Source organism: Rhodococcus sp. EPR-157, from assembly GCF_001647195.1.
Lineage (GTDB): Bacteria > Actinomycetota > Actinomycetes > Mycobacteriales > Mycobacteriaceae > Rhodococcoides.
Genome location: NZ_LVCV01000650.1, coordinates 1 through 1,592, shown reverse-complemented (window position 1 = coordinate 1,592; position 1,592 = coordinate 1). Strand labels below are relative to the sequence as shown.

General features: G+C 65.8%; 1 protein-coding gene and 1 pseudogene. One reads left to right on the top strand and one right to left on the bottom strand.

What is annotated here, in order from left to right; all coding sequences use genetic code 11:
- Nucleotides 1-854: LLM class F420-dependent oxidoreductase (locus A2J03_RS27815; protein WP_068380952.1), on the top strand; the 854-nt coding region annotated here is incomplete at its 5' end.
- Nucleotides 855-858: 4 nt separating this feature from the next.
- Here A2J03_RS27815 and A2J03_RS27810 read toward each other — a convergent pair.
- Nucleotides 859-1,592: pseudogene (locus A2J03_RS27810) on the bottom strand (phosphoglucosamine mutase); the annotation flags it as partial.

Below are 1,592 nucleotides of genomic sequence, written 5' to 3'. Positions count from 1 at the left end.
AGCTCTACACCCGCACCCCGTCGCTGACGGCCATGACCGCAGCCGGCCTGGACTACGTGTCCGACGGCCGATTCGTTCTCGGCCTCGGAGCATCGGGACCGCAGGTGGTCGAGGGGTTCCATGGCGTCAAGTACGACGCTCCGATTGCACGCACTCGTGAGGTGATCGAGATCTGTCGCCAGGTGTGGCGTCGGGAGAAGGTCGAACACCAGGGCAAGTACTACCAGATCCCGCTACCGGCCGAGAAGGGCACCGGCCTCGGCAAGCCGCTCAAGCTCATCAACCATCCTGTACGCGAACGTATCCCGGTCGTCATCGCCGCACTCGGCCCCAAGAACGTCGAGCTCACCGCGGAGATCGCCGAGGGGTGGCAGCCGATCTTCTACTTCCCCGAGAAGGCCGAGCAGGTCTGGGGTGACGCACTCGCGGCGGGCAAGGCCAAGCGCGATCCATCGCTCGGCGACTTGCAGGTGTTCGCGAGCCCGACGCTCGCCATCGGAGATGACGCCGAAAAGTACCTGCCGTGGGTCAAGCCGCATCTCGCGCTGTACATCGGCGGCATGGGCGCCAAGGGCAAGAACTTCTACAACGATCTCGCGCAGCGTTACGGCTACGAAGCGGAGGCCGAGAAGATCCAGGACCTCTACCTGGCTGGAAAGAAGGACGAGGCTGCCGCTGCCGTTCCCGACGAGCTGGTGCGAGCCGTCAACCTGATCGGTCCGGAAAGCTACGTCAAGGAACGCGTCGCAGCGTTCGCCGAGGCCGGCGTCACCACGTTGAACGTCGCCCCACTGGCCGAGAACACAGCAGGTCGCGTTGCGCAGCTGACCGCGCTACGCAACCTGACCGCCTGACAGATCAGACCTGCCCGACCCGGCTCGCCAGATCTTCGGCGAGCCGGCGGGCCAGGTCCGGCTCGGCCGCCTCGACCATCACCCGAACGAGTTGCTCGGTACCGCTGGGACGCAACAGCACTCGGCCGGTATCACCCAGCACCCGTTCGACCTCGGCGACGCCGTCCAGCACGGACGGCGCGGCTGCGACCGCACCCTTGTCCGAGACCTTGACGTTGATCAAGACCTGCGGCAACGTAGTCATCACGGAGGCGAGCTCCGCGAGCGACCGCCCCGTCGAGGCCATCCGACCCATCACGAGCAGCGCCGTCAACACACCGTCGCCGGTTGTTCCGTACTTCGGCACCACCACGTGGCCACTCTGCTCACCGCCGAGGGCGTAGCCACCGCTGCGCAGCTCTTCGAGAACGTACCTGTCTCCGACCGCTGCCGTGCGGATAGCAATACCCTCGGCTCGCATCGCGATGTGCAAGCCGAGATTGCTCATGACGGTTGCTACCAGCGTGTTGTCGGTCAGCGAACCGGATTCCTTCATCCCCACGGCGAGAACAGCCATGATGGCGTCACCGTCGACGATTGCGCCCGCGGCGTCGACCGCGAGGCATCGGTCGGCGTCACCGTCGTGGGCGATACCCAGATCCGCGCCGTGCTCGACCACGGCCTTTTGCAGGTCGCCCATATGGGTCGAACCGCAGCCGTCGTTGATGTTGAGCCCGTCGGGCTGCGCGTTGATCGCGA